Annotated in this window: 24 protein-coding genes; 12 read left to right on the forward strand and 12 right to left on the reverse strand. The window is 63.5% G+C overall.

Going from position 1 to position 26452, the window contains the following annotated elements:
• Positions 1–32: 32 nt before the first annotated feature.
• Together gltA and gltX are read right to left on the reverse strand one after the other, a co-directional pair.
• A complete protein-coding gene (gene gltA / locus ACSQ3Z_RS30395; protein ID WP_404276775.1) occupies positions 33–1361 on the reverse strand; it encodes a citrate synthase in 1329 nt (442 codons plus the stop codon).
• Between the two features lie 166 nt (positions 1362–1527).
• Complete coding sequence (gene gltX / locus ACSQ3Z_RS30400) at positions 1528–2952, reverse strand: glutamate--tRNA ligase (RefSeq protein WP_436174916.1); 1425 nt, start codon at positions 2950–2952, stop codon at positions 1528–1530.
• Positions 2953–3051: 99 nt separating this feature from the next.
• Here gltX and ACSQ3Z_RS30405 point away from each other — a divergent pair, with 99 nt between their 5' ends.
• Positions 3052–5541: a ComEC/Rec2 family competence protein gene (locus tag ACSQ3Z_RS30405; RefSeq protein WP_436174917.1), complete on the forward strand. Its 2490-nt coding sequence runs from the start codon at positions 3052–3054 to the stop codon at positions 5539–5541.
• Here ACSQ3Z_RS30405 and lexA read toward each other — a convergent pair.
• Positions 5535–6275, reverse strand: coding sequence for a transcriptional repressor LexA (lexA, locus tag ACSQ3Z_RS30410; RefSeq protein ID WP_436174918.1), 741 nt, complete (start codon positions 6273–6275; stop codon positions 5535–5537). The genes ACSQ3Z_RS30405 and lexA overlap by 7 nt on opposite strands.
• A 462-nt stretch (positions 6276–6737) precedes the next feature.
• On the opposite strand from lexA, the gene kynU reads away from it, so the two are divergent.
• On the forward strand, positions 6738–7985 hold the full coding sequence (gene kynU, locus ACSQ3Z_RS30415; RefSeq protein ID WP_436174919.1) for a kynureninase: 1248 nt from the start codon (positions 6738–6740) through the stop codon (positions 7983–7985).
• Between the two features lie 29 nt (positions 7986–8014).
• The gene (locus ACSQ3Z_RS30420) at positions 8015–8845 is read left to right on the forward strand and encodes an alpha/beta hydrolase (RefSeq protein ID WP_436174920.1); all 831 of its coding nucleotides are present in this window, start codon (positions 8015–8017) and stop codon (positions 8843–8845) included.
• Positions 8846–8855: 10 nt separating this feature from the next.
• Here the strand turns inward: ACSQ3Z_RS30420 and ACSQ3Z_RS30425 are convergent, their stop codons facing one another.
• From ACSQ3Z_RS30425 to ACSQ3Z_RS30445, 5 genes are read right to left on the reverse strand one after another with little or no spacing between them, the layout of a single operon-like run.
• The gene (locus tag ACSQ3Z_RS30425; RefSeq protein ID WP_436174921.1) at positions 8856–10061 is read right to left on the reverse strand and encodes a molybdopterin molybdotransferase MoeA; all 1206 of its coding nucleotides are present in this window, start codon (positions 10059–10061) and stop codon (positions 8856–8858) included.
• Positions 10062–10559 (reverse strand): cyclic pyranopterin monophosphate synthase MoaC, encoded by a 498-nt coding sequence (gene moaC / locus ACSQ3Z_RS30430; RefSeq protein WP_436174922.1) that lies wholly within the window; start codon positions 10557–10559, stop codon positions 10062–10064.
• Positions 10560–10561: 2 nt separating this feature from the next.
• Entirely contained in the window at positions 10562–11374 is an 813-nt protein-coding gene (gene trpC, locus ACSQ3Z_RS30435) for an indole-3-glycerol phosphate synthase TrpC (RefSeq protein WP_436174923.1), read from the reverse strand.
• 4 nt (positions 11375–11378) lie between these two features.
• Positions 11379–12389, reverse strand: coding sequence for an anthranilate phosphoribosyltransferase (gene trpD / locus ACSQ3Z_RS30440; protein WP_436174924.1), 1011 nt, complete (start codon positions 12387–12389; stop codon positions 11379–11381).
• Positions 12386–14281 carry a SurA N-terminal domain-containing protein gene (locus tag ACSQ3Z_RS30445; protein ID WP_436174925.1) on the reverse strand — a complete coding sequence of 632 codons (1896 nt, stop codon included), beginning with the start codon at positions 14279–14281 and terminating at the stop codon, positions 12386–12388. Before ACSQ3Z_RS30445 ends, trpD begins: the two co-directional genes overlap by 4 nt.
• A gap of 145 nt (positions 14282–14426) precedes the next feature.
• Here ACSQ3Z_RS30445 and tpiA point away from each other — a divergent pair, with 145 nt between their 5' ends.
• From tpiA to ACSQ3Z_RS30470, 5 genes are all read left to right on the forward strand, one after another.
• The gene (gene tpiA / locus ACSQ3Z_RS30450) at positions 14427–15194 is read left to right on the forward strand and encodes a triose-phosphate isomerase (RefSeq protein WP_436174926.1); all 768 of its coding nucleotides are present in this window, start codon (positions 14427–14429) and stop codon (positions 15192–15194) included.
• A 168-nt stretch (positions 15195–15362) separates the two neighbouring features.
• A complete protein-coding gene (gene secG / locus ACSQ3Z_RS30455; protein WP_436174927.1) occupies positions 15363–15857 on the forward strand; it encodes a preprotein translocase subunit SecG in 495 nt (164 codons plus the stop codon).
• 306 nt (positions 15858–16163) lie between these two features.
• Positions 16164–17279, forward strand: a complete 1116-nt coding sequence (locus tag ACSQ3Z_RS30460) for a L,D-transpeptidase family protein (protein WP_436174928.1) — start codon at positions 16164–16166, stop codon at positions 17277–17279.
• A 173-nt stretch (positions 17280–17452) separates the two neighbouring features.
• The gene (locus tag ACSQ3Z_RS30465) at positions 17453–19090 is read left to right on the forward strand and encodes a CTP synthase (RefSeq protein ID WP_436174929.1); all 1638 of its coding nucleotides are present in this window, start codon (positions 17453–17455) and stop codon (positions 19088–19090) included.
• A gap of 26 nt (positions 19091–19116) precedes the next feature.
• Entirely contained in the window at positions 19117–19656 is a 540-nt protein-coding gene (locus ACSQ3Z_RS30470) for a DUF1697 domain-containing protein (RefSeq protein ID WP_436174930.1), read from the forward strand.
• 39 nt (positions 19657–19695) lie between these two features.
• On the opposite strand, the gene ACSQ3Z_RS30475 is transcribed toward ACSQ3Z_RS30470, so the two are convergent.
• Complete coding sequence (locus ACSQ3Z_RS30475; RefSeq protein WP_436174931.1) at positions 19696–21153, reverse strand: NCS1 family nucleobase:cation symporter-1; 1458 nt, start codon at positions 21151–21153, stop codon at positions 19696–19698.
• A gap of 325 nt (positions 21154–21478) precedes the next feature.
• Between ACSQ3Z_RS30475 and ACSQ3Z_RS30480 the strand changes: the two genes are divergently transcribed.
• The 3 genes from ACSQ3Z_RS30480 (at position 21479) to ACSQ3Z_RS30490 (ending at position 23806) form a co-directional block, all read left to right on the forward strand.
• Complete coding sequence (locus tag ACSQ3Z_RS30480) at positions 21479–21781, forward strand: DUF982 domain-containing protein (RefSeq protein ID WP_192178741.1); 303 nt, start codon at positions 21479–21481, stop codon at positions 21779–21781.
• A gap of 159 nt (positions 21782–21940) precedes the next feature.
• Entirely contained in the window at positions 21941–23461 is a 1521-nt protein-coding gene (locus ACSQ3Z_RS30485) for a winged helix-turn-helix domain-containing tetratricopeptide repeat protein (protein WP_436174932.1), read from the forward strand.
• 117 nt (positions 23462–23578) lie between these two features.
• Entirely contained in the window at positions 23579–23806 is a 228-nt protein-coding gene (locus tag ACSQ3Z_RS30490) for a hypothetical protein (RefSeq protein WP_436174933.1), read from the forward strand.
• A gap of 369 nt (positions 23807–24175) precedes the next feature.
• On the opposite strand, the gene ACSQ3Z_RS30495 is transcribed toward ACSQ3Z_RS30490, so the two are convergent.
• From ACSQ3Z_RS30495 to cueR, 3 genes are all read right to left on the reverse strand, one after another.
• Entirely contained in the window at positions 24176–24598 is a 423-nt protein-coding gene (locus ACSQ3Z_RS30495) for a hypothetical protein (RefSeq protein WP_436174934.1), read from the reverse strand.
• Between the two features lie 99 nt (positions 24599–24697).
• A complete protein-coding gene (locus ACSQ3Z_RS30500) occupies positions 24698–25126 on the reverse strand; it encodes a cytochrome c (RefSeq protein ID WP_436174935.1) in 429 nt (142 codons plus the stop codon).
• 96 nt (positions 25127–25222) lie between these two features.
• Positions 25223–25621 carry a Cu(I)-responsive transcriptional regulator gene (gene cueR, locus ACSQ3Z_RS30505; RefSeq protein ID WP_436174936.1) on the reverse strand — a complete coding sequence of 133 codons (399 nt, stop codon included), beginning with the start codon at positions 25619–25621 and terminating at the stop codon, positions 25223–25225.
• Positions 25622–25875: 254 nt separating this feature from the next.
• Here cueR and ACSQ3Z_RS30510 point away from each other — a divergent pair, with 254 nt between their 5' ends.
• Entirely contained in the window at positions 25876–26313 is a 438-nt protein-coding gene (locus ACSQ3Z_RS30510) for a YqaA family protein (RefSeq protein ID WP_436174937.1), read from the forward strand.
• Positions 26314–26452 lie beyond the last annotated feature (139 nt).

The raw sequence follows: 26452 nt of genomic DNA on the forward strand, positions 1-26452 counted from the left end.
TTACTACTCACTATTCCCTACTCACTCCTCACTCACCTTTTCGCGATCGGCACGTAGTCGCGCTCCGGCGCACCGGTGTAGAGCTGGCGCGGGCGACCGATCTTCTGGTGCGGATCCTCGATCATCTCTTTCCACTGCGCGATCCAGCCGACGGTGCGGGCGACCGCGAACAGCACGGTGAACATGGTAGTGGGGAAGCCCAGTGCCTTCAACGTGATGCCGGAATAGAAGTCGACGTTCGGGTAAAGCTTCTTCTCGATGAAATAGGCGTCCGTCAGGGCGATCTTTTCCAGCTCCATGGCGATGTCGAGCAGCGGATCGTCCTTGATGCCGAGCTCGCCCAGCACCTCATGCGCGGTCTTCTGCATGATCTTGGCGCGCGGATCGTAGTTCTTGTAGACGCGGTGGCCGAAACCCATCAGCCGGAACGGATCGTTCTTGTCCTTGGCGCGGGCGATGAATTCCGGGATGTGGTCGACATGGCCGATCTCGCCCAGCATGTTCAGAGCCGCCTCGTTGGCGCCGCCATGCGCCGGGCCCCACAGGCAGGCGATGCCGGCGGCGATGCAAGCAAACGGGTTGGCGCCCGACGAGCCGGCCAGACGCACGGTCGAGGTCGAGGCGTTCTGCTCGTGGTCGGCATGCAGGATGAAGATGCGCTCCATGGCGCGCGCCAGCACCGGGTTGATCTTGTATTCCTCGCACGGCACCGCAAAGCACATGTGCAGGAAGTTGGCGGCGAAGTTCAGCTCGTTCTTCGGGTAAATGAACGGCTGGCCGATATGGTATTTGTAGGCCATCGCCGCGATGGTCGGCATCTTGGCGATCAGCCGCATCGAGGCGACCATGCGCTGGTACGGATCCGAGATGTCGGTGGAGTCGTGGTAGAAGGCCGACAGCGCGCCGACCACGCCGCACATCACCGCCATCGGGTGCGCGTCTCGGCGGAAGCCGGTGAAGAAGCGCGACATCTGCTCGTGCACCATCGTGTGGCGCGTCACCCGGTAGTCGAAGTCGTCCTTCTGCGCCTTGGTCGGCAGTTCGCCGTAGAGCAGGAGATAGCAGACCTCAAGGAAGTCGCCATGCTCGGCCAGTTGGTCGATCGGATAGCCGCGATGCAGGAGGATGCCTGCGTCGCCGTCGATGAAGGTGATCCCCGACTCGCAGCTTGCCGTCGAGGTGAAGCCGGGATCATAGGTGAAAGCCCCGGTGGTGTTGTAGAGCGAGCCGATATCGATGACGTCAGGCCCGACTGAACCGCTTCGCACCTTGAGTTCATGCGTCTTGCCGGCGAGCTCGAGCTTTGCGGTCGACTCGTGCGGTTTGCCGCCAAATTCCAGTTTTGTCGCAGCTTCGGTCATTGCAAACTCCTTTTCGTTCCTCATGCCGGCAAGGGCAAATCCTGCAAATCACCGGAATGCGCGTACTCGCCACCGCATTTTAGGAGGTGCGTGCCAGATTGGGCCAAGGCCTAATGTTGCACTGCGAAACGCGCCTTTCAATGCCAATCTTCTTGGGCCAGTTTTCCTAATCGATTTGATCCGCGATGCGCGCCAGGCTTTCGCCCCGGCCAAGCACGGCAAGCACGTCGAACACGCCCGGCGAGGTGCTCTTGCCGGTGAGCGCGGCCCTGAGCGGTTGGGCCACGGCGCCGAGTTTGTGGCCCTCGGCCAGTGCGAACTCGCGGATCGCCGCCTCCGCCGCAGCGGCAGTCCACTCGCCGGAAACCGCATTCAAGACACGGTGAGCGCCAGCCAGGATCGCGCGAGCGTCACCGCCGAGCAATGAAGCCGCCTTGTCGTCGACCGGCAGCGGCCGCTCGGCGAACAGGAAACCTGCGCCATCGACGAGCTCGACCAAAGTCTTCGCCCGCTCCTTCAGGCCGGGCAGGGCGGCCAGCAGCTGCGCCTTCTTGTTGCCATCGAGGCGCGCCGCGATTGCCGGGCCGCCCTCGAGATAGGGCAGCGTGGCGACGAAGATGTCGAGCAGTTCTGCATCGCCCATGCGCCGCATGTGCACGCCGTTCAGCGCCTCGAGCTTGGCGAAGTCGAAGCGGGCGGCACCCTTGTTGACGTCGCCGATGTCGAACCAGGCGATCATGTCCTTGATCGACATCACCTCGTCGTCGCCATGGCTCCAGCCGAGCCGCGCCAGATAGTTAAGCAGCGCCTCGGGCAGATAGCCCATCGCGCGATAGGCCTCGACGCCGAGCGCGCCATGCCGCTTCGACAGCTTGGCGCCGTCGGCGCCATGGATCAGCGGAATGTGCGACATGGACGGCACCTCCCAGCCCATGGCGTTGTAGATCACCGTCTGGCGGGCGGCGTTGGTCAGATGGTCGTCGCCACGGATGATGTGGGTGACGCCCATATCGTGGTCGTCGACGACGACAGCATGCATATAGGTCGGGTTGCCGTCCGAGCGCAGAATGATGAAATCGTCGAGATCCTTGTTGGGGAAGCGCACCTCGCCCTGCACGCGGTCGTGCACCACCGTTTCGCCTTCGGTCGGCGCCTTGATGCGGATCGCGCCCTTGACGCCTGCCGGCGCCTCCGACGGGTCCCGGTCGCGCCAGCGGCCGTCATAGCGGGGCGGCAGGCCCTTGGCACGTGCGGCCTCGCGCATCGCCTCGAGTTCGGCCGGCGTGGCGTAGCAGTAATAGGCCTTGCCCATCCGCACCAGATCCTCAGCCACCTCGCGGTGGCGCGGCGCGCGCTCGAACTGCGACACCGGCTCGCCGTCCCAACTGAGGCCAAGCCAGGACAGCCCATCGAGGATGGCGGCTGTGGCGGCGTCGGTGGAGCGTTCGCGATCCGTATCCTCGATGCGCAGCAGCATCGTGCCGGCGGTGTGCTTTGCATAGAGCCAGTTGAACAGCGCCGTGCGCGCGCCGCCAATGTGCAAATAGCCTGTCGGCGAGGGGGCAAAGCGGGTGACGACCTTGTCGGACATGGAACTCTCGGAAGCGCAGAAAGCGGATGTGATGCGCGGACTTTCGCGCGTTGCGCGTTCATGTAGCATAGGAGGTCTGGGGCGCAAGGGGCAGACCCGATGGCTGGACGAGGCCGGGGTGCAGGGGAGAGCGAGGGCGCGACGAGCAGCGTCAGCGAACGGACGCTGTTTGCCGATATTCCACACGCCGAGCCGATGCCGGTTTCATTGCTTGCGCCACGGCCGGGCTTCGAGCCTTTGCCGCCCGGCAATCGCGCGCCGGAGCTTGTCCCCGCGACTGTTTCGGTAAAGCGGGTCTCCGGAGCATTCCGCCGCCTTTCTGGTCCCGCAGTCCGGCGAAGCATCGCTGCGGCTGCCGGCACGGAGCTTGACCGCGGCATGGGCTTCCTGCTGGTGCCGGTGTTTCTGGCATGCGGGGTGATCTTCTATTTCTCGCTGGCGACGGAACCCGATTTCTACAGGCCCGTCGCCGTGGTCGCCTTGACGGCCGCCTGCGCGGTGGCTTCGCGGTCATGGCTAAGGACGCATTTGTGCTTCATGGCAGCGCTGCTCTGCGCGCTCGGCGTGCTCGCCGCAAAGGTCGAGACCTGGCGCGCCGGAACCCAGATGCTCGGCTCGGAGATCCAGACGCGGCTGACCGGGCGGCTCGCCAGCCTGGAAGAAATGGAAAACGGCCGCGTCAGGCTGACCATCGACGTCATCTCGACCGCCCATCCGAAGCTGCGCTATGCGCCGGAGCGGGTCAGGCTTTCGGCGCGGAAAGTTCCTCCTGATATGACCGCCGGTTCCCTGATCACCGGCTATGCCCGGCTACTGCCGCCGACCGGACCGGTGCGGCCGGATAGCTACGACTTCTCCTTCGACAGCTATTTTTCCGGCATCGGCGCCAGCGGCTTTTTCCTCGGCAATCCGAAGACTGTTGTCCCAAAGACTGGCGCCGGCGAAGACGCACCATCCAGGACGCGCTTGGCGTCCGCAATCGAGAATGCCCGGGAGAGCATCGCGGACCACATTCGCGGCCAGATTGGCGGCCCGGAGGGCGAGATTGCTGCGGCATTGATCGTCGGCGTGCGCGCCGGCATTCCCGATGAGATCAACGAGGCGATGCGGCGCACCGGCATCTACCACATCATCTCGATCTCCGGCCTGCACATGGCGCTGGTCGCCGGAACCATTATGGGGCTGCTGCGCGGCGCCTTCGCCCTGTTTCCCGATTTCGCATCGCGCCGGCCGGTGAAGAAATATGCGGCCGCCGCGGCGCTCTTTTCCATCGCCGCCTACCTCGTCTTTTCCGGCATCGTCGTCGCGGCCGAACGCAGCTTCATCATGCTGGCGGTGATGCTGGTCGCCGTGCTGTTCGACCGCGCGGCGCTCACCATGCGCAATCTGGCGATCTCGGCGATTGCCGTGATCCTGGTGTCGCCGCACGAAGTGGTCGGCCCGAGCTTCCAGATGTCGTTTGCGGCGACCGCGGCCCTTGTCGGTGCCTATGCCGGCTGGTCGGACTACCGTGCCGGCAGAGCGACGTCGCCGCCGCCACGGCGATCGCCGCTCGCCTTCGTCACGCGAAAATTCCTGCTCGGCATGGGCGGCCTCGCCATGACCTCCATCATCGCCGGCAGTGCGACGGCACTCTTCGCCATCTGGCATTTTCAACGCGTGTCGCCGCTCAGCCTGCTCGCCAACCTGGCCGTCATGCCGATCGTCTCGCTGATCGTCATGCCGTTCGCCGTGCTCAGCGCGCTGGTGATGCCGTTCGGCGCCGATGGACCATTCCTCTACGTGATGGGCAAGGGGCTGACGGCGATGATCGCAATATCCGGATGGATTTCCGAGCGCTCGCCGATCGATGCTGTCGGGCTGATCTCCATTCAGTCGGTACTGCTGGTGACGATCGCGCTGGTCATCGCCACCATGGCGACGACATGGCTCAGGCTGGCAGCCGTTCCGTTCGCATTCGCTGGCCTGCTGACTGTCTCCGACACCCGCATGCCGGATGTCCTCATCTCGGAGGATGGGCATCTTGTGGCAATGCCGATCGGGGGCGGCGAACTCGCCATCAACCGCGTGCGATCGAACGAGTTCACCACCGACAACTGGAAACGGGCTGTGAAGTCCGAAACCATTGTCGAACCCGAGACCTTCGAGAAGGGTGACGCGCGGTTCGACATGGATCCGGCCGACCTGCCGCCGGGCTCGCCCTTCTACTGCAGCACCGGTCTGTGCCTCGCACGGCATCCGTCTGGCGCGATCATCGCGTATGCAGAAGACCGCAAGGACGCGTGGCGAGCGTGTGCTTTCGCGACCCTGATCATCGTCAACGACGCCACCGCCTACGACCCTTGCCGCAATCCGCTTGTCCTTGTCGTCAAGAAACGGCAACTTGCCCGCTTGGGCAGCGCCGCTGTCTTCTTCAATCAGCAATCGGCAATCGCGCCGGCAGAGATAAACTTCGCGGTCGAGCAGCCGTACCGGGCCTGGCACGAGCAGCGAAGATTCTCACGCGAGGCGAGGGGCCTGCCGCCTTACAAGAGACCCGAAAGGCAGGCCAGCAAACCGCCGCCCAAACAACCGCCGCCGCCTCAGTAGCGGCGGATCAGACCGACCAGCTTGCCCTGCACCTTGACCCGGTCGGGCCCGAAGATGCGGGTTTCATAGGCCGGATTGGCGGCTTCCAGCGCGATCGAGGCGCCCTTGCGGCGGAAGCGCTTCAGCGTCGCTTCCTCCTCGTCGACCAGCGCCACTATGATCTCTCCCGGGCTCGCCGTGTCGGCGTTGCGGATGATGACCGTATCGCCGTCGAAGATCCCGGCCTCGATCATCGAATCGCCCTTGACCTCCAGCGCGTAATGCTCGCCGCCCATGATCATGTCCGGCGGCACCGAGATCGAATGCGTCTGATGCTGGATGGCGTCGATCGGCACACCGGCCGCGATCCGCCCCATCACCGGGATGGACACTGCCGCAACCGCATCGTCGTCATTGCCCGCCTGGGGCGTGCGCGACGATGCCATCGGCTTGATCTGCCGTCCGAGGCCGCCCTGCCCAAGACTGCCCTGAATGACGCTCGGCGAGAACTTCTTCGCCGCATTGAGGCCGGGAGCAATCGAGTCCGGCAGGCGCAGCACTTCGAGCGCGCGCGCCCGATTGGGCAGCCGGCGAATGAAACCGCGCTCCTCCAGCGCCGTGATCAGCCGGTGGATGCCCGACTTCGAGGCAAGATCGAGCGCCTCTTTCATCTCGTCGAAGGAGGGTGGAATGCCGCTTTCCTTCAGCCGCTCATGGATGAACATCAGCAGTTCATGTTGTTTGCGTGTCAGCATCGCGGCCCCCAACGGAATCAGAAAAACAAACCCAGAACAAACACTATCTGTTCCAGTTGTGTTCCGCAACTGTTTAAAGTTTAATGAATGGGTTAAGGCTCCCGAAACGATGTCGCGTGCGACAGCGAATATCCCAGCCCCTTAGATGCCGGCTTCATCGCATTGATTTTGTTATCGTTTACGGCCAACCACCGGCCTGGGAGCTGCTTGGAAGTCGGCAATCATTCGCCGCAAACAATGTAGGTAGGGCCGTGTTTGACGATCCAGCCCGCTCGATGCACCGTGAACGAAACGAACTCAAAATGCCAACTATGAGCAGGGGTCGAGGGTGTCGTTGGGCCGATAAGTCATCAATGCAGGTTCTTGCAGCGCGATGGCCTGTGATGAGAGAAAGTACCGATCGTCGGCTTGTCTCATCATTGCGTGCCGGTGTCGTGCGTATCTGGGGGGAGCAGACATATCATGACAGGAATTCCTGATCTTGCGGCCGTCGAAGCGATGGACGCCGCGGATCCACTGCGCCCCTTGCGCGACCGCTTCATCCTGCCCGAAGGGGTAATCTATCTCGACGGCAATTCGCTGGGTGCAGCCTCGCATGCCGCCTTCGACGAGCTACGCAAGGCGGCGACCGAAGAATGGGCGCACGACCTCATCCGCGCCTGGAACACTGCCGGCTGGTTCAACATGCCGGTCGAACTCGGCGATCAGCTCGGGCGCCTGATCGGCGCCGCTCCCGGCCAGACGGTGGTCTGCGACACAACATCGATCAACATCTACAAGCTGCTGCACGCGGCAATGGCCATGCGGCCGGATCGGCCCGTCATCGTCGCCGAGGGCGACAGCTTTCCGACCGACCTCTACATGGCTGAAGGTGTCGCCTCGACTCGAAAGAACACTGTGCTGCGCCTTGCAGGCGTCGACGCACCGACGATCGAAGAGCTGATCGACGACCGGGTCGCGGTGGTGCTGGTCAACCACGTCAACTACAAGTCAGGCGAACTGCGTGACATGACGGCGCTGACGCGCATCGCCCATGACGCCGGGGCGCTGATCGTCTGGGATCTCTGCCACACAGCAGGCGCCATGCCGGTCGAACTGGACACGGCGAATGCCGATTTCGCTGTCGGCTGCACCTACAAATATTTGAATGGCGGCCCGGGCTCTCCCGCCTTCATCTATGCCGCGGAGCGCCATCATGCCGATGTGCAGCAGCCGCTCAGCGGATGGTGGAGCCATGCGCGGCCCTTCGCCTTCGAGCAGGCCTACGCAGCCGGCACCGGCATCCGCCGGTTTCTGTGCGGCACGCAGCCGGTCCTGTCGATGCGCACGCTGAAGGGCGCGCTCGACATCTGGAACGATGTCGACATGGCGGCCGTGAGACAGAAAAGCATCGCCCTGGCCGACCTGTTCATCGAACTCGTCGAGGCAAAATGCGGCGCCTATGGTCTCACGCTCGAAAGCACCCGCGACAGCGCCAGGCGCGGCAGCCAGATTTCATTCATGCACGAGCACGGCTACCAGATCATGCGGGCGCTGATCGAACGCGGCGTGATCGGCGATTTCCGGGCGCCGTCGACCATACGCTTTGGCTTCACCCCGCTCTATGTCGGCTACGCCGATGTGTGGCACGCTGTCGAGGTGCTGGAAGACATCCTGCGCAGTGGGGCCTGGAAAGACGCACGTTTTGCCGTCAAGTCAGCCGTCACCTGAGCGGCAGGAAAAGGAGGGGGAGGGCACAGGTGCTGGAACATCGTATTTCCGACTGGGACAACGCCTATACAAACGGCGCCAACATAGCTGGCGGCGATCGCTGGCCGGCCGCCTGGGTCGAGCCCGCGCGGGCCTTTCGTGACGCTCTTTCGGCCGAGGGCAGGGCGCGGCTCGACATCGTCTACGGCGACAGACCGCGCAACCGGCTCGATCTTTTCCTGCCGAGCACCCCGCCCAAGGGGCTCGTGGTGTTCGTGCATGGCGGTTACTGGAAGGCGTTCGACAAGAGTTTCTGGTCGCATCTTGCCGCAGGTCCGATCGGGCATGGCTATGCGGTGGCGATGCCCTCCTACACGCTTAGTCCCGAGATACGCATCGGCGGCATCGTTCGCGAGGTCGGCGCGGCGATCGGCAAGGCGGCGGCACTGGTCGATGGGCCATTGATGCTGACCGGGCATTCGGCCGGCGGCCATCTCGCCAGCCGGATGGCGAGTGCAACCACGCCTCTGTCGCCCGAAGTGACTGGTCGCATACGTCATGTCGTGTCGATCTCGGGTGTGCACGACCTGCGCCCGCTCATGCGCACAGCCATGAACGAGACGCTGGCGATCGACGAGGCCGAAGCGCTGACCGAAAGCCCGGCCCTTCTGCGCCCGATGGACAATGCACGCCTGACCTGCTGGGTCGGCGGTGGCGAGCGCGCCGAGTTCCTGCGCCAGAGCGCGCTGCTTGCCAATGTCTGGATCGGCCTCGGTGCCGCGACCAGCTTGGTGGTCGAGCCGGACCGGCACCATTTCAGCATCATAGACGGTCTTTGCGACCCGGAGCATCCGCTGAGCCGGACGCTGGTTGTCGAGTAAGGGAACGGGTTCAGCGCAACATCAGCACGCTGCAGGCAGCGCCTGCTGCAGCGGCAGGGGCGAACGGCTCGCGCACGATCAGCCCGTTGGCGTCGGCGAGCATTCTCAGCATCGAGGAATCCTGGATGCCGAACGGCGTCGCCACCAGGCTGTCTCCATCTTCCCGGACCACGGCACGCACATAGTCTTGCCTGAGATCGTTGGCCGGCATCGCGGTCCCGAGGCGGGCCGCGCGCATGTCCTGCCGGAAGCCGCGGTCGCCGAGCCGCGCCAGCAGCGGCTTCAGGAACAGCTGCGAACAGACGAGGCTGGCCACCGGATTGCCGGGCAAGCCGATGCAGCTTATCTCCCCGAGCCGGCCGAACATCAGCGGCTTGCCCGGGCGCATGGCGATCTTCCAGAAGCCGAGCGTCATGCCTTCGCCGGTCAGCACGTCATGGATCAGGTCGTGGTCGCCAACCGAGGCGCCGCCGAGCGTGACGATGACATCGGCGCGTTGCTCGACCGCCTGCCTCACCAGCGCGGCAATTGCCTCCTTGCGATCGGCGGCGATGCCGAGGTCGAGTGCACGGGCGCCAACCGATTGCGCGGCGGCGGCGACGCCATAGGCATTGGACGAGATGATCTGGTCGGGGCCGAGCTCGCTGCCCGGCGGCAGGAGTTCGTCGCCGGTGGCGATGATGGCGACCAGCGGCCTCTTGACCACGCTCACGCTTGGGTGGTTGGCCGATGCCGCCAGGGAGAGTGCCGCCGGATCGAGCAGTCGGCCTTTTTCGAGCAGCACGTCGCCCCTGGTGAAATCGAGACCAACGCGGCGGATATTGCGTCCTTCGGCTGTCGGTTCCGTTACCTCGATGGCGCCGCCGCCGAGATCCCTGACATTCTCCTGGATGACGATGGTGTCGGCGCCTTCGGGCAGCGGCGCGCCGGTGAAGATACGCACTGCCTGACCATTGTGGACAGCACCTTCAAAGCCACGCCCTGCCGGCGCCATGCCAATCACCGAAAGCCGCGCCGGCACTGAGGCGATATCGGCGACCCGAACGGCGTAGCCGTCCATGGCGGAGGCGTTGAACGGCGGCTGGGTGCGCAGCGCCATGACGGGTTCGGCCAGCACCCGGCCAGCGGCATCGATGAGCGCGACGCTTTCGCTGCCTGTCGGCCGCGCGCCTTCAAGCAGGCGCTCGAGCGCTTCGGCGACCGGAACCAGCGCCATCTAGGCGCCTGCCTTATGGCCGGTGGACCGGTAATCGCCTGATTTGCCGCCGGTCTTTTCGACCAGCCGGATGCCGGAGATCACCATGGCGCGGTCGACCGCCTTGGCCATGTCGTAGATGGTCAGGCACGCGACCGAGGCCGCTGTCAGTGCCTCCATCTCGACGCCGGTCTTGCCGGTGACGCGGGCCAGCGCAGTGACCTTCAGGCCTGGAAGCGAATGGTCCGGCTCGATGTCGACGGAAACTTTGGTCAGCAGCAGCGGATGGCAGAGCGGGATCAGCTCATGCGTCTTCTTTGCGGCCATGATGCCGGCGATGCGCGCGGTGCCGAGCACGTCACCCTTCTTGGCATCCCCGGCCAGGATCATGTTCAGCGTTTCGGGAAGCATAGCGACAAAGCCTTCGGCGATTGCCGTCCGTGTCGTCTCGGCCTTGTCGCCGACATCGACCATGTTGGCCTCGCCCTTGGCGCCGAGATGGGTGAGGGCGGCTGCCATCGTCAGATGGCCTCGGCCGGCGCCTTGCCTGTCAAAAGCAGGCGTGTTGCCGCCGCGACATCCCGTTGCCGCATCAGGCTTTCGCCAACGAGGAAGCTGCCGATGCCGCTCCGTTGCATCCTGAGGCAATCGTCATGGGTGAAAATACCGCTCTCGCTGACCAGCAGCCGGTCGGCCGGCACCATCGCCGCCAGCCGCTCCGAGGTTTCAAGACTGGTTTCGAACGTTCTCAGATTGCGGTTGTTGATGCCGATCAGCTGCGATGACAGTTCTACCGCGCGCTGCGTCTCGGCCTCGTCATGCACCTCTATCAGCGCATCCATGCCGAGCTCGAATGCCGTCGCCTCAAGCTCGCTCGCCAGGGCATCATCGACGCTGGCCATGATGATCAGAATGGCATCAGCGCCCCAGGCGCGAGCCTCATAGACCTGATAGGGATCGAACAGGAAATCCTTGCGCAGCGCGGGCAAAGACACGGCCTTGCGCGCATTGGTGAGAAATTCCGGCGCGCCCTGGAAAGACGGCGCGTCGGTCAGCACCGAAAGACAGGCGGCGCCACCTTTCTCATAGGCCTGCGCCAGGGCTGGTGGGTCGAAGTCGGCACGGATCAGCCCTTTGGAGGGGCTTGCCTTCTTGATCTCGGCGATCAGGGCGAAGCCGCCCGTTCTGCGCTTGGCCTCGAGTGCTGCCAGAAAGCCGCGCGGTGCTTCGGCGTCCTTCGCTCGCGCCTTGATCTCGGCCAGCGGCATGCGTGCCTTCGCTGTGGCGATCTCGTCGCGTTTGTAGGCCTCGATCTTGCGCAGGATGTCGGACAAGGGCCTATCCGTTCGAAATTGCGACCAGCCTGTCGAGCACCTGGAGCGCCCGGCCGCTGTCGATGGCTTGCGCCGCGCTCGCCATGCCGTCGGCAAGCGTCGTCACCTTGCCCGCCACCACCAGCCCGGCGCCGGCATTCATCAGCACCGTATCGCGATAGGCGCCTGCGGCACCGCCCAGCATGTCGCGCAAGGCCTTGGCGTTGTAGGCGGCGTCGCCGCCGCGCAACTCGTCCTTGCTGTGGCGATTCAGCCCGACCGCTTCCGGGGTCAGCGTGAAGCTACGGATCTCGCCGCCGACGAGTTCCGCCACCTGCGTCTCCCCGGTGGTGGTGATTTCGTCATAGCCGTCGCCATGCACGACCCAGGCATGGTCGGCGCCCAACGCCTTCAGCGTTTCGGCGACCGGCATGATCCATTCCGGCAGGAACACGCCGACCATCTGCCTGAGGACGCCGGCCGGATTGGACAGCGGTCCGAGCAGGTTGAAGATGGTGCGGGTGCCGAGTTCGCCTCGGATCGGGCCGACATGCTTCATCGCCGGATGATGCGCCGGCGCGAACATGAAGCCGACGCCTGTCTCGTGGATGCAGCGGCCGATGGTTTCCGGCGGGATGTCGATCTTGACGCCGAGCGCGGTCAGGACGTCGGCGGCACCCGTGAGCGAGGACAGGCCGCGATTGCCATGCTTGGCGACCGGCACGCCGCTGCCGGCGATGACGAAGGCCGACCCGGTCGAGATGTTGACCGAGTGCGAATTGTCGCCGCCGGTGCCGACAATGTCGATGGCGCCGTGCGGAGCGTCGACGCGCAGCATCTTGGCACGCATCGTGGCGACGGCGCCGGAAATCTCGGTCACCGACTCGCCGCGCACGCGCAGCGCCATCAGGAAGCCGCCGATCTGGCCGGGCGTCGCATCGCCCGACATGATGATGTCGAAGGCTTCGCGCGCCTCGTCGAACGAAAGCGGTGTGCCGCCCGCGACCTTGGCGATGTGGGTCTTCAGCGCGCTCATCTGGCCTGCGCCTGGGCAACGGCGGCCTGGTCGATGCGGACGTCGTATTGCGTCTGCAACTGCGCCACCAGTTGATCGAGCAGATCGTCCGACATGCCGGCGGTGAAGGATTTCTGCGCGTCGTCCGGCACCGAGCTGGCATCGGCGCCGGCCGGTTCGAACACTTCGGCGACCTTGAACAGTACCTGTCCTTCGCCGGTGGGCGAGGGGATCAGCCCGGTTCCGCCTTCACCGACGCCGAACATCGCTGCCGCACCCTCCTTGCCGAAATCGACGTCGTCCGCCTCGCGCTTGACGCCGCGCTTGGTCTGCTTCTCGAGCTTGAGTTCGCCGGCGATGACATCGAGTGTGGTGCCGGCCTTGAGCCGCTTCTCCAGTTCGTTGGCCTTGGCGGTGAGCCGCTTCGTCGTCTCCGCCGCCGTCCAGTCGGCCACCACCTTCTGGCGGACCTCGTCCAGCGTGCGATCGCGGGCCGGCGTGATCGATCCGACCTCGTAGAACACGAAACCGTTGTCGGCGGTGGTCAGGCCCTCATTCTCGGCGCCGGGCTCGGCGGCGAACACCGATTTGATCAGCTCGGCCGATTCCGGCAGATCCTTGACGATCGTGTCGTCGGGCCGCAGGCCGGTGCGGTCGATCGCATCGATGGTGACGACCTTGAGCTTCAGCTTGGCGGCTGCGTCGGCGAGCGAACTGCCCGAGGCGCGCGTATCTTCGTAATTGTCGTGCACATCCAGCAGGATGCGGCTTGCCTCGCCCAGCGCCAGGTCCTTGCGGATCTGCTCGGACACTTCGGCAAGCGGCTTCACCACTTCCGGCTTGATGTCGGTGACGCGCAAAAGCACCGGTCCGAAGGCGCCCTGGACGACCGGACTGACTTCATTGGCGGCAAGCTTGAAAGCCGCGTCGGCAACGGCCTTGTCGGCGATCTTGTCCTTGGCCAGCGTGCCGAGCAGCGTATCGGCCTGCGTCTTGCCCTCGGCAGTGACGATCTTGTCGAAGGTCGCACCGGTCTTCAGCGAGTCCAGCGCTGCCTTGGCCGCGTCGGGCGACTGGAACACAAGCTGTTCGATGGTGCGCATTTCAGGCGTGGTGTAGCGCGACTTGTCCTTGTTGTAATCGTCGCTGATCTGCTGGTCGGTCACGGCGCTGAGATCCATGATGTCCTGCGGCTCGAGCCTGACATAGGAGAATTTGCGGTATTCCGACGCCGCATAGGCTTTCTTGCTGGCATCGAAATAGGCCGAGAGCACGCTTTCGGACGGCGCCTCGATCGGCTCGACCAGCGTCTTCGGCAACGTCAGGTAGTCGACCGTGCGGTCCTCGCCGCGATAGAGCGCCACCGCCCTGAGGAAGGTTTGCGGCGCCTTGAGGCCGTCCGAAACCGCCTCGACGATCTGCTGACGCACCGCCACCTGGGCGCGGTTCTTCAGATAGTCTTCGGGCCGCATGCCGACCTCACGCAGCAGGTATTCGAACGTCCTGCGGTCGAACTGGCCGCCTGGCCCCTTGAAGGCCGGGTCTTCGCGCGTGAGTTCGGCAAGCCGGTCCTTGGAGAGGCCAAGCCCGAGCTTGCGGGCCTGCTCGTCGAGGACGGCGCCCGAAACGAGCTGGGCCAGCACCTGATTGTCAATGCCGAGCGCCTTTGCTTGCTCGTGCGTGATGCGCTGGCCGAATTGCTGAGACATGACGCTGACCTGGCGATCATAGGCGAGGCGATATTCGTTGATCGAAACGGTCGTGCCACCTGCGGTGATCACCGCGTGGTGGCCGCCCAGCATGCCATCCACCATCCGAGTGGTAGCGCCCCAGGCGAGGAAACTCACCACCAGCAGGGACAGCAGCGCCTTCGCGACCCAGGTGCCCGCCGCGTTTCTCAAGATACCAAGCATGCATACTTCCGATTTATGCGCATTTCGCGTGCGCCCCAGTCTGAAACAAGCGCAATAGCGCCCTTCCAGTCCACTGTCGATTGCTTTGTGGCCTGATTTTGATAGTGAGGGCGGGAGCCCAATGTCGCCCGGAGAAACAAAGCCCATGACGCCTGGAATCCGCCCGCTCGTCGCCGGCAACTGGAAAATGAACGGCACCAGCGCCTCGCTGAACGAGCTGAGGACGATCGGCAACGGCTTCATGAGCGGACTCGACACCGAGACGGAAGCCGTGGTCTGCGTGCCCGCGACCTTGCTTGCGCACGCCGCCGAGATCCTGTCGCGCACCCCGGTGCGAACCGGCGGCGAGGATTGCCATCCCAAGGAGAGCGGCGCCTATACGGGGCGGATTTCGGCGGAGATGTTGAAGGACGCCGGCGCCAGCCACGTCATCGTCGGCCATTCCGAATGCCGCTCCGATCTCGGCGAAGACGATGCCCTGGTCCAGGCCAAGGCTTCCGCGGCCTGGCGCGCCGGCCTTGTGGCGATCATCTGCATCGGCGAGACCAGTGCCGAACGCGAGGCCGGCACGACGCTCGAAGTCCTGTCGCGTCAGGTCGCCGGCTCGGTGCCGCCGAGCGCCACTGCCGCCAACACCATCATTGCCTACGAGCCGGTCTGGGCGATCGGTACCGGCCTGACGCCGACCGCCGCCGACGTCGCCGAGGCCCACGCCCATATCCGCGCAAAGCTGGTGGAACTGCTCGGCAATGCCGCGGCACGGATGCGTATTCTCTATGGCGGCTCGGTCAAGCCCTCCAACGCTGCTGAGCTGCTCGGCATCGACAATGTCGACGGCGCGCTGGTCGGCGGCGCCAGCCTGAAGGCGGCGGACTTTCTTGGCATCGCCGAGGCTTATTTGAACATCGCGTAACCAGGCGGTTCATTGCCGGCCTGGGCGCGCTGGCGAAATCGTTGCAAAGACTGCAATGCTTCCCATATTCCGGCCACGGGCTTGGAAATGCCGTTAAAGCATTGTAAGGAGCCGCCTCCAAATCACCGGTCGTCTTCGCGGCCGCGCAAGGCCTTGCCAGGATAAACTATGGAAACCGTACTGATCGTCATCCACCTTATGGTCGTGCTCGCGCTTGTCGGCGTGGTGCTGCTGCAGCGCTCCGAAGGCGGCGGTCTTGGCATCGGCGGCGGTTCCGGTTTCATGACCGCGCGCGGCGCAGCCAACGCGCTGACGCGGGCAACGGCGATCCTGGCGGCCGCCTTCTTCGTCACTTCGCTGACATTGTCGATCCTTGCCCGCTATGGCGAAAAGCCGATCGACATCCTCGACCGCGCTCCGGCATCCTCCGACAATGCGGGCAAGGGCGTGCTCAACCAGCTGCCGGGCACCACGGCGCCTGCAGGCACCACAGCGCCGGCGGCTCCCGCCGGCAGCACCGCGCCGACGCCGCCCTCCGGCAACGATGCTGCGGCGACGCCTCCCGCGACCGCTCCGGCCGCGTCGGCGCCCGCGACTCCGGCCACCCCACCGGCGGCCAATGGCGTCACCTTGCCGGTCACTCCGCAGGTTCCGAACCAGTAGCCGGCAGAGCATGATCCCGAAAAGCGGAATCATGCTCAAACAAAAAGATAGAGCCCCATCCCGATTCTATCGGTGGAACAGGTCTATCGGCGTGGAACAGGCCTCTTGATGCCACGATCTGTTGTCGTTTGAACACAGTCGCGGCAAATGCCGCACGATCACGAAGATTCAACCGAGCGTAGCTCCATGGCGCGCTTGAGGCGCCCGTGGCTAATCGATTATAGATTGCGCGCGGCACTTTCGGCGTCCTTGGGGGGCGCCGGGCGACGCCGTGGGCAACAAGCATTGAACGATCGGATCTTCGCCATGCAGCTTCGCAGCTTCATTCTCCTGGGGTTTTGCGCCGTACTCGGCATGAGTTCGGCCGCCGTCGCCGGCACACCGGCAATGGTTTCACAGCAGTCGGTTGGAAAGACCGATGTCATCAATGTCGCCGCCGCCAAAAGCGATACGGCGCAGTTGAAGCTTCTCAAGAAGAAGAAAAATCCGAGCGCCGACGATCTGGCTCAGATCAGCAAGCTCGAAGCCAAGATCGCGGCCGACAAGGAAGCCGCCCGCGCCAAGGCGCTCGAGGCCAGGAAGCTGGCGATGCGCGACGCGGCCAAGGCCAAGGCTGGCGCGGAACGCCAGGCATTCCTGGCCAAGAAAGGCCAGGCTGCGGAAACCAAGGTGGCGGACGCCAAGCCGGGCAAGAAGACCGTCAAGATCATCGAGCTGGTTCAGCCGATCGCGCCAATCCAGTCCGCAGAACCGCTCCCGGCCGAGGCGATGAACGTGGCGCTGGCCGGCAACAACGGCGAGTTGCGCAGCGAAGCGCCCGGCCAGAAGCCGCGCAACATCGGGCTCTTCGCCGGCCTGTTCGGCGGCACGTCGTCCTCGTCGATGTCGCTGCTGCCGGAGACGCGGGCGCTCGATCAGGTGCTCGCCAAGAAGGAAGCCAAGAAGCAGTTCAAGGTGAAGCCGGAATTCGTGCCGCAGGAAGTGGAATTCACCGGCTACGCTGCGGGCACCATCGTCATCGACACCAGTGCCCGCCGCCTCTATTTGGTCGAATCGGCTTTCACTGCACGCCGCTACGCGATTGCGGTCGGCCGCGAAGGCCTGCAGTTCAAGGGCACGGTTGCGGTCGGCGACAAGCAGGAATGGCCGCGCTGGATCCCGACGCTCGATATGCAGAAGCGCGAGCCGAAGCACTATGGCCAGTACAAGGACGGCATGCCCGGCGGCGGCGAGAACCCGCTCGGCGCGCGCGCCATCTACCTGTATGACGGCAAGAAGGACACGCACCTGCGCATCCACGGCACCATCGCGCCGCAGTCAATCGGCACCAGCGCCTCCAATGGCTGCTTCCGCATGATCAACGAGCACGTCATGGACCTCTACAGCCGGGTCAGGGTCGGCACCAAGGTCGTCATTATCTAACAACCAAGGTCGTCATCATCTGACGGTTTGACAAGGAATGCCGAAAGGGCCGGCTCAGCCGGCCCTTTTGTTTTGATAGGAACACTATTAGCCCCTCGGGGCTTCGCGCCTTCTTGGAAAAAGCCTTCGCGGCGGTTTTTTCTCTGGCGGAATCAATCCGGCCGCGTTAAGCGATGACTCCCATGGCGCGATATGTATTCATCACTGGCGGCGTGGTTTCCTCACTCGGAAAAGGCATCGCTGCAGCGGCCCTTGGGGCTCTCTTGCAGGCGCGAGGCTATCGCGCGCGCATCAAAAAGCTCGATCCCTACCTCAACGTCGACCCCGGCACGATGTCGCCGTACCAGCATGGCGAGGTCTTCGTCACCGACGACGGCGCCGAGACCGATCTCGATCTCGGCCATTACGAGCGCTTCACCGGCCGCTCGGCCAACCAGCAGGACAACATCACCACCGGCCGCATCTACAAGAACATCATCGAGCGCGAGCGGCGCGGCGACTATCTCGGCGCGACCGTGCAGGTCATTCCGCACGTCACCGACGAGATCAAGCATTTCGTCCTCGACGGCAATGACGAATACGACTTCGTGCTGTGCGAGATCGGCGGCACCGTCGGCGACATCGAGGCGATGCCGTTCCTGGAGGCGATCCGCCAGCTCGGCAACGACCTGCCGCGCAACAACGCCGTCTATGTGCACCTGACCTTGATGCCTTACATCCCGACGGCCGGCGAGCTGAAGACCAAGCCGACCCAGCATTCGGTCAAGGAACTGCGCGGCATCGGCATCGCGCCCGACATCCTTTTGGTCCGCGCCGACCGGCCGATCCCCAAGGAAGAGCGCAGAAAGCTGTCGCTATTTTGCAATGTGCGCGAGAGTGCTGTCATCCAGGCGCTCGACGTGCCGCACATCTACGACGTGCCTATGGCCTACCACAAGGAAGGGCTGGACTCCGAGGTGCTCGCCGCCTTCGGCATCGACCCCGCGCCTAAGCCGCGCATGGAGCCCTGGCAGAAGGTCTCCGACCGCATCCACAATCCGGAAGGCGAGGTGACCATTGCCATTGTCGGCAAATACACCGGCCTCAAGGACGCCTATAAATCGCTGATCGAGGCGCTCTCGCATGGCGGCCTCGCCAACCGCGTCAAGGTCAAGCTCGACTGGATCGAAAGCGAGATCTTCGAAAAGGAAGACCCGACGCCGTGGCTTGAAAAGGTGCATGGCATCCTGGTCCCCGGCGGCTTCGGCGAGCGCGGCTCGGAAGGCAAGATCCTGGCGGCGAAATTCGCCCGCGAGCGCAAGGTGCCCTATTTCGGCATCTGCTTCGGCATGCAGATGGCCTGCATCGAGGCGGCGCGTTCGCTGGCCGGCGTCGAGCATGCCTCCTCGACCGAGTTCGGCCCGAGCAAGGAACCGGTCGTCGGCCTGATGACCGAGTGGTTGAAGGGCAACATGCTGGAGAAGCGCAAGGAGACCGGCGACCTCGGCGGCACCATGCGGCTCGGCGCCTACCAGGCCGAGCTCACCAAGGGGTCGAAGATCGCCGAGATCTACGGCGACACCCAGATTTCCGAGCGCCACCGCCACCGCTACGAGGTCAATGTCGACTACAAGGAGCGGCTCGAGGATTGCGGCCTGGTGTTTGCCGGCATGTCGCCCGACGGCGTGCTGCCCGAGACGGTCGAATACCCCGACCATCCCTGGTTCATCGGCGTGCAGTACCATCCGGAACTGAAAAGCCGGCCGCTCGATCCGCATCCGCTGTTCGCCAGCTTCATCGAGGCGGCGATGGAGCAGTCGCGGCTGGTATAGTAGCGCCAAGCCGGGTCCCGCGCCTCATGCAGACCTATGTCGCACTGCTCTACAGCATCATCCTGGGCGAGGGACGGCGCGTCGTCATGGCCGACCTCAGAGCGATGGCGGAAAGCCTGGGGCTGAAGAACCCGCGCACGCTGGTGGCTACCGGCAATCTGGTCTTCGAGACGAAAGCGACGGAAATTCCGGTGCTGGAGCAACGGCTGGAGGCGGCGTTCGAAAAAACCTTCGGCCGCCATGTCGACATCATCGTGCGCCGCGCGGATGACTGGCTGAGGCTCGCCGCCAGCAATCCGTTTCCGGTCGAATCGGCTGCTGCCGCCGATCAGGTGGCGGTGCGGGTGATGCGCAAGCCTGTTCCGGCGGAGGCTGCTGCAACACTGCAGACCTATGTCGGCAAGGACGAAAAAATGCAGGCGGTCGGCGGCGATATCTGGATCGTTTTTTCGCGCGCGACACCAAGTTCGCGGTTAATTGCAGCGACAAGCCACAAGCGCTTGGGCATCGGCACCTCGCGCAACTGGAACACGGTGCGCAGATTGGCCGAGATGGTCGGTCGATAGAGGAGGGGCGGCTTGCACCGCCCCTGACGATATTACTTTTCAAGCCTTCGCTGTCTTCGCTCCGGCTCCCAGCGCCATCGTGCGCAACACGTAGTAGATGGCGCCGGCGATGGCGACGCCGAAGAACCAGCCATAGACGCCCCACCAGGCCGGCAGCCAGTTGGTGAAGTTGGGCAGGATCGAGGAGAAGATGGCGCCGATGCCGGCGGCGATGAAGGCATTGACGTGCCAGCCGCCCTGGAATCGGAACTCGCCGTCTTCCCGGTAGAGTGCCTCAACATCAACCTCGCCCTTCCGGATCAGATAATAGTCGACCATCATCACACCGAAGATCGGCCCCATCGTCGCGCCGATGATGTTGACGAAATGCGCAGCACCGCCGTCCCATGGCGCGAAGGGATAGAGCAACAGCGCGATCACCGCTGCGATATAGCCGCCCTTCTTGAAGTCGATCTGGCGCGGGAAGACGTTGGAGAAGTCGAAAGCCGGCGAGACGAAATTCGCCACCACATTGATGCCCAGCGTCGCCACCGCGAAGGTCAAGGCCGCGAGTGCCGCCAGGAACCAGCTGTCGAATTTCGCCGAGATCTGGTCGGGGTGCAGCAGCACCTCATGGTAGACGTCGTAGGCGGCGATGGTGGTGACGCCGGCGACCAGCGAGAACAGGATCAGGTTGACCGGCAGGCCCCAGATGTTGCCCTTGCGCAGCGCGGCGTTGTCGGGCGCATAGCGGGCGAAATCGCAGAAGTTGAGATACAGCGCCGAGAAATAGGTCACCCAGATCGCCGCCACCGCGAACAGCGCCGTCCACGAGCCAGGCGTGCCGGGAACGCCCGCATCCTTGGTCTTCTCAAGCAGCACATCCATCGGGATGTCGCTGGTGAAGTCGAAACTCCCAGATTTGACGCAGAGATAGATCGCCAGGATCAGCATCATCACCCACACCGCCGGGCCGGCCCAGTCCTGGAAGCGGCGCACCGTTTCCATGCCCTTCTGGATGATCAGAAGCTGCAACGCCCAGATCACGACGAAACAGATCACTTCGAGGCCGCTATGGCCAAGGAAGTGCGAGTTCTGGTTGAAGTCGTCGAACCATTGCGAGCGGATCAGCAGCGCCACGATCGCGCCCGACGCCGCCGCCGTCTGTGCGCCATACCAGAAGCAGGCGACGATGGCCCGCACCAGGGCTGGAATGTTGGCGCCCCAGATGCCGAAGGAGGCGCGGGCCAGCACAGGGTAGGGCACGCCGGTCTTCACGCCGGCATAGCCGACCATGTTCATCAGCACGTAGATGATCAGCGAGCCGATACCGATGGCGATGATGAAATTGACGAACCCGCCGCAGAACAGGAACAGGCTTGCCGCCAGGTAATAGCCCCAGAGGCTGTGAACGTCCGACGTCCAGACGTTGAAGATCGAGAACGGTCCCCAGTTTCGAACCTTCGCCGGAGCGAGATCCTCATTGTACAGGTCAGGCGATGCGCCTTGGATGGTCATGCTTATGTCCTCCCCGGTTTGCCGCGCGCCTCCACGCGATGGCTGCGCAGCCTATGCCTGCCGTTGGGGAACCGGCAAGCAATCCATTTGCCGGCTTTGGCCTTAAAGATATTCAATGAGAATCGCGCTTATCAGCAGGGGCAAGCTGCTGCTTTCATGGCAGTAGCGACGATTCGATTTCGCCGATTTTGTTACGAGGGCCGAAGGCTGCCCGTTTTTTCCGCCAAATTTTTTATGCGCAGCCCACTTTTTTCTGGAACCAAATGCTCATCCGGGAGTTTAATGGGGTTCGATCGAGCGGAGGCGATCGGCCGGGAGGTTAAATATGGATCGCTTGCATTTCTTCACGCCTGTGCGCATTGCGCCCGGGCAGGGATACCCAGTGCAGGAAGTCGATAGCGTTGCCGAAGCCATGGTGTTCTTGCGTAAGTGGCCAACAGGACGGCGTGGACCGGTTTATCAGTGCGCCCTGAATTGCTGCGCCGCAGCACTGTCCGGCAACATGTCGGCCGAGGAGGCGAGGAAGGCTTTCACCGGATTTGCCCGCATCACCCGTCTGCTGGACGACGACATGGCGCTGCCGATCGGTGGCGAAAGCATGGAAAACGTCTACGCGTTGAGGCGGTAGGCCGGCTCTGTTTTCATCGTTGCACTTTGTGGTGCGCTTACGCTCACCGCAAGCGGCGTTACGCGGCATCCGTGTAGCGTTCGAGCGCAAGAACTGCCCGCCAGATTGCCGGAAACATGGCCGATTGCCCATGGACCGTTGCGGCTATAGCATCTCATCGTGGTTGAACAGACTTTCATCTTCGGCCCGTTCGAACTCGATCCGGCCGCGGGACTGCTGCGGCGGGACGGACAGATTGTCGCCCTTGGCCAACGCGGGATAGCGCTTCTGCATACGCTGCTAGCGGCGGGAGGCCAGACCGTCAGCAAGGACGAATTGATGGCCAAGGCCTGGCCGGGGATGATTGTCGAGGAAGCCAATCTCTCGGTGCAGATGGCGACACTGCGCAAGGCACTGGGCCCAGCCCCGGACGGCGAAGAGTGGGTCGTGACCGTCCCCCGGCTTGGTTACCGGTTGCCGCGCACAATCGCCCGGTCCTCGCTGTTACGGCCGTTGCGCCCATCCATCGCGGTCCTGCCGTTCCAGAGCCACCTTGGCGACGGCGAAGAAGAATACTTCGCCGATGGAATGTTCGAAGACATCATCACCGCACTGTCCCGATTCAGAACCTTCGCGGTCGTCGCACGCAACGCTGCCTTCGCCTACAAGGGCCGGTCGCCCGACAGCCGGGAAGTCGCCCGCGCCCTGGGAGTGCGCTATGTGCTTGAGGGAAGCGTGCGCCGGCGCGACAGCCGGCTGCGGGTCAGCGTACAACTCGTCGACGCCGCCGAGGCGACTGAGCTGTGGGCCGACCACTTCGACGGCGAAGTCACAAGCCTGTTCGATTTTCAAGATCGCATCACCGAGGCTGTCGTGGGCCTGGTCGAGCCCGAGGTGCGCAAGGCCGAGATCCAGCGGGCACGACGGAAGCCCCCGGACAGTCTCGATGCGTACGATCTCTATCTCCGAGCGCTTCCGCTGTTCCGCGGTGCGTCGCCAGAAGTAAATGCCGAAGCCATTCGCCTTCTTGAAAAGGCCATAGAACTTGACCCCACCTTTGCCATCGCACTCGCCTATGCAGGGTGGGCCTACGAGCGGAAGGAAACGTTTGGCCAAGGCCTGTCGAATGAGGAGCGACGACGCGCGCTCGAACTCGCCGAGCGGGCGGTAGATGCTGGTGGCGACGACCCGCTGGTCGCCGCGATATCGGCCTTGGTGTTCATGTCCGTGGGGCGCGAAGGGCGGCGTAGCCTCGTCATGCTGCGGCAGGCCTTGGCAGGAAACCCGAACAACTCAACTGTCTTGTCCTTGTGCGCCTTTTGTAACGTAATGCTGGGCGACTTGGCGTTCGGCCGCGAGTGCTATCTGCATGCCCTGCAGATCGCACCTGGGGCCTTGGACAATTATGAAATCCTTTTGGGGGTTGGGCTTTCGCACCTCGTGAGCGGCGAGTTCGAGCAAGCTTTGGAGTGGGCGCAACGGAGCCTTGCCGCCAACGGGGAATGGATCGGCGCTCACTGGACGTTGGTCGCCTCTTTCGCTCATCTCGGCCGGATGGATGAGGCACATGCCGGCGTTGCAACGCTGTTGCGCAAAGCCCCATTTACGCGGATGTCCGATATTGAAAGGATTGCCGATCGATATAGTGAGCGCTGGCAGAGCACTATTGATGGCCTGCGCAAGGCCGGTCTGCCAGACTGACATCGCCAGCCTTTGTATCTTTTTGGACCAATTTGGCACCGGCTTTGGGACTTGCGGTGCCCATCTCCATCAAACTCCCCCGATCGAACTGCTGTGGCGCAAACACGGGAGAGACAGATGACCAGCAATGCCAATGTCCACAACGCTGCCAACCACAACCGAGCAAAGGCCTTGGAGACACGCTTCGGCGCGTGGGCCGCCAGCTACGCGACAGGCCTACGCATTCGAACACGAGCCCTCATCGAGCGGTTGGTTGCTGTACCGGAAATTGATCCTACCGCCCACTTCACAAATCGCGAGTGGGCCGACCTGCCCAGCTATCATCCGGCAAGCGATCAGGACTAGGAACGAGCAGCGCATCCGGCGAGCAACCCTAAAGCAGACCGAACGAGCGCTGTGGATTTCCTGGTTGCGTTGCCGCCAAAGACAATCCATGCGAGCAGAAGCATAGGTGTTGGATGGGGGAAGGGGGTCCACCGCCTCGCCAGCAGTCAAGGAGACGACGCAAGTGCCAACTGGCGTTGCGGGAGCGCTAGTCGCTGCGGCTAGGAAAATCGCGCGAAATCACTTAAGTCAGCGGAAAGCTGCTGGGGTCGAGGCGGCGAGAGTTTCAAGCGGGCGTTGCCAGCTGAATCCTTTCCGAATCGAGGTCAGCGAAGCAAAAAATCGATTCCGATATTCTCTGACGCGGGACCTTCGGATCGGGGTCATGCGCTAGGCAGGTATCAGGACGGCGAGGCGATGCACGCCGACCACTGCGCTTGTATTCGTCGCCTCGTCGGTCTTGCCCTTGGCGCAGGTGTACATGTCGCCTTCCTTGAGCTTGAATTCCTTGTCCACCTTCTTGATGGTGAATTCACCGGAAACAATCGTGCATACCATGTCGTTGTCCATCACCATCGCGGGAACCACGGCTCCGGGCTGAAAGACTATGTCGACAATCGCGATGCTCTTGTAGGCGGGAATATCGGAGTTTCCTGTGCCGACCTCCACCACCCTGACGCCCGGCGCTAGCTCCTTGCCTTCAGTCGGACCGTATTCCTTGACCTTGGCAGATGTCGCCAGGGTGAACAGAGGCGTTACCGCGGCAGCCGTCATACCGAGGGCAATTGCAGATCTGCGATTCATGGTTTTCATCGCATCCTCCCAATGTTCGTCATGCGTGACTGTGCATGGCTGGAAATACATTAGCACAAACGAATTTAAGTGTATGCAACGCGACCCGCAGCAGTCCGTTCACTGCACCTTTTGCCGGATACTTCGAATGACAGCTTGAGCAATCCTGCAGGATAAGATGCAGAAGGTGCTCCGCCGGAAGTTTGGCGGGATCGGCTTCGGACACGCCCGGCCGCTTGCCAAGCCCATCACCAGGCCGGAACCCATGCGGATATCGTTGGTGATGCCGGCTGGCGCCTGCTCGGCGTCCGCGGCTAGTGCGCTCGCCAGCGTCCCGATATGACGGGCCAACGCCTCGAACTCCGGGCGAGCCAGATCGATATCCGGCCTGACGCCCGAAGGAGCTCCCAGTGTCGCACTCGGGAATTCGGCAATCAGGGCAGGGCCGGTGTGGGCGCGGATGGTTTCCGCCGTCGCCTTGAAGGCTGCGGCGTCATAGGCCAGTTTGCCGTCAAACATCCCCGCGATCGTTTTGGCGGCGGCCGCCATCTCCTTCATCAAGGACTGGCCTTGACTATCGCGTCGCCGCTGGCTGCGGCCACCACCACCGCAGAGGCGCCAGCATCGCGGCGGAGGCGGTTCGCTTCACTGCACCATGCGTTGTCCTGCCAGTTCGTCGATGATCGGACAGTCCGGCCGCTCGTCGCCGTGGCAATGCTCGACCAGGTGATGCAGCAGATGGCGCAATCCGACCAGTTCGGCGATCTTCCTGTCGATCTCCACCAGCCTGGCTTGCGCAATTGCCTTGACGTCGGCGCTCTCGCGCTCCTTGTCATGATAGAGCGACAGCAGCTGGCGGCACTCGTCGACCGAAAACCCCAGGCTGCGCGAGCGCTGCAGAAACCGCAGGCGGTGGATGTCGGCCACCGAATAGTCTCGATAGCCATTACCCGTCCGGGCCGGGCGCACAAGGCCGATATCCTCGTAGTAGCGTATGGTCTTCGACGGCAGGCCGGATTGCTCGGATGCGATGCCGATGTTCATGGTTGAAAATCTCCTTCTGCAAGGAAGATAGGCTGCCTTCCAGCTACTGGAAGGTCAACACGCCGTTACGATTCAGATGAGCAGGGCGCAGGCGTTTTGCGCTTGACCTTCCGGCGGCTGGACCCCTCAAGAGTAAAGCACCGTTCGCATTTGGGAAGGAATTTTGAAATGAAGGACTCGGGCTCGTTTGATCCTCGCCGGCGCGGCCGATTGGCTGAAAAGGAACGCCAGGTGAGACGGCGGCGCTAGTCGAATTGGGCGATATTCTCGCCTATGGCGGCCTCCTCCTGAGCGCACTGGTTGCCGCCACCATTCTGCCCGCCCAGTCCGAAGGTGTCTTCGCGGCCTTGCTGCTGCGCGGCACCTACCAGCCATGGGCGCTCCTGGCCGCCGCCTCGGTCGGCAACGTCCTGGGGTCGGTTGTTAATTGGGGCCTTGGCCGCGGCCTCCTCCGATTTCAGTCTTACCCCTGGTTTCCTGTCACGCCCGCCCGGCTCGGTTCGGCGGCCGACTGGTATCGACGCTTCGGACGATGGTCATTGCTGGCCAGCTGGATGCCGGTGATCGGTGATCCGCTGACGCTGGCTGCCGGAGTGCTGAGAGAGCCGTTCTGGAGTTTTCTGGCCATTGTCACGGTCGCGAAAGTCGGCCGCTATCTCGTCTTGATGATGATCGTTTCGAAGTGGCTGTGAATCCGTTGCCGGTCTTCCGGTGACCACGGCTCAGGGTTCTCCTGATGAGCGGTCGCGGCATTGCTTGAACGGCAGGCAAGCCAAAACCGCTGCGACAGCAACCGCAGGAGCAAACCAGGGTCTGCCTGGATGACCACGA

Source organism: Mesorhizobium sp. LjNodule214 (assembly GCF_964252735.1).
GTDB lineage: Bacteria > Pseudomonadota > Alphaproteobacteria > Rhizobiales > Rhizobiaceae > Mesorhizobium.

What these genes read in the sequence shown, in the direction of transcription:
- tpiA (WP_436174926.1), top strand. Translation starts at nt 14,427, where the DNA reads ATGACGCCTGGAATCCGCCCGCTCGTCGCCGGCAACTGGAAAATGAAC.
- ACSQ3Z_RS30465 (WP_436174929.1), top strand. Translation starts at nt 17,453, where the DNA reads ATGACTCCCATGGCGCGATATGTATTCATCACTGGCGGCGTGGTTTCC.
- ACSQ3Z_RS30480 (WP_192178741.1), top strand. Translation starts at nt 21,479, where the DNA reads ATGGATCGCTTGCATTTCTTCACGCCTGTGCGCATTGCGCCCGGGCAG.
- ACSQ3Z_RS30475 (WP_436174931.1), bottom strand. Translation starts at nt 21,153, where the DNA reads ATGACCATCCAAGGCGCATCGCCTGACCTGTACAATGAGGATCTCGCT.
- lexA (WP_436174918.1), bottom strand. Translation starts at nt 6,275, where the DNA reads ATGCTGACACGCAAACAACATGAACTGCTGATGTTCATCCATGAGCGG.
- ACSQ3Z_RS30425 (WP_436174921.1), bottom strand. Translation starts at nt 10,061, where the DNA reads ATGGCGCTGGTTCCGGTCGCCGAAGCGCTCGAGCGCCTGCTTGAAGGC.
- ACSQ3Z_RS30500 (WP_436174935.1), bottom strand. Translation starts at nt 25,126, where the DNA reads ATGGCGGCCGCCGCCAAAACGATCGCGGGGATGTTTGACGGCAAACTG.
- trpD (WP_436174924.1), bottom strand. Translation starts at nt 12,389, where the DNA reads ATGAGCGCGCTGAAGACCCACATCGCCAAGGTCGCGGGCGGCACACCG.
- moaC (WP_436174922.1), bottom strand. Translation starts at nt 10,559, where the DNA reads ATGGCAGCCGCCCTCACCCATCTCGGCGCCAAGGGCGAGGCCAACATG.
- ACSQ3Z_RS30445 (WP_436174925.1), bottom strand. Translation starts at nt 14,281, where the DNA reads ATGCTTGGTATCTTGAGAAACGCGGCGGGCACCTGGGTCGCGAAGGCG.
- gltA (WP_404276775.1), bottom strand. Translation starts at nt 1,361, where the DNA reads ATGACCGAAGCTGCGACAAAACTGGAATTTGGCGGCAAACCGCACGAG.
- ACSQ3Z_RS30490 (WP_436174933.1), top strand. Translation starts at nt 23,579, where the DNA reads ATGACCAGCAATGCCAATGTCCACAACGCTGCCAACCACAACCGAGCA.
- gltX (WP_436174916.1), bottom strand. Translation starts at nt 2,952, where the DNA reads ATGTCCGACAAGGTCGTCACCCGCTTTGCCCCCTCGCCGACAGGCTAT.
- ACSQ3Z_RS30470 (WP_436174930.1), top strand. Translation starts at nt 19,117, where the DNA reads ATGCAGACCTATGTCGCACTGCTCTACAGCATCATCCTGGGCGAGGGA.
- kynU (WP_436174919.1), top strand. Translation starts at nt 6,738, where the DNA reads ATGACAGGAATTCCTGATCTTGCGGCCGTCGAAGCGATGGACGCCGCG.
- secG (WP_436174927.1), top strand. Translation starts at nt 15,363, where the DNA reads ATGGAAACCGTACTGATCGTCATCCACCTTATGGTCGTGCTCGCGCTT.
- ACSQ3Z_RS30460 (WP_436174928.1), top strand. Translation starts at nt 16,164, where the DNA reads ATGCAGCTTCGCAGCTTCATTCTCCTGGGGTTTTGCGCCGTACTCGGC.
- cueR (WP_436174936.1), bottom strand. Translation starts at nt 25,621, where the DNA reads ATGAACATCGGCATCGCATCCGAGCAATCCGGCCTGCCGTCGAAGACC.
- ACSQ3Z_RS30495 (WP_436174934.1), bottom strand. Translation starts at nt 24,598, where the DNA reads ATGAAAACCATGAATCGCAGATCTGCAATTGCCCTCGGTATGACGGCT.
- ACSQ3Z_RS30405 (WP_436174917.1), top strand. Translation starts at nt 3,052, where the DNA reads ATGGCTGGACGAGGCCGGGGTGCAGGGGAGAGCGAGGGCGCGACGAGC.